The sequence below is a fragment of the Chromobacterium subtsugae genome (assembly GCF_001676875.1).
GTDB classification, from domain to species: Bacteria; Pseudomonadota; Gammaproteobacteria; order Burkholderiales; family Chromobacteriaceae; genus Chromobacterium; species Chromobacterium subtsugae.
In genome coordinates this window covers 1-211 of sequence record NZ_JYKA01000073.1, presented here as the reverse complement: position 1 = coordinate 211, position 211 = coordinate 1, and the positions used below count along the sequence as shown (strand labels likewise).

Annotated in this window: 1 protein-coding gene; it reads left to right on the top strand. The window is 70.6% G+C overall.

Annotated features, from left to right (window positions below; genetic code table 11):
- Positions 1 to 211, top strand: a 211-nt coding sequence (locus tag MY55_RS22380) for an Ig-like domain-containing protein (RefSeq protein ID WP_157889421.1), incomplete at both ends; no start/stop codon positions are given.

The window sequence follows — 211 nt, the reverse complement described above, 5'->3', positions numbered from 1 at the left end:
CCGGTCTGGCGCTGGCCACGTCGTCGGACACCGGCAGCAGCCACAGCGACGGCATCACCGACAACAACCAGCCGACGGTGCAAGGCACGGCAGAGGCGAACAGCACGGTGACGGTGTACGTGGACGGCACGGCGGTGGGGACGGCGACGGCGAACGGCAGCGGCGCGTGGAGCTACAACCTGGCGAGCAGCCTGGCCGACGGCAACCACAG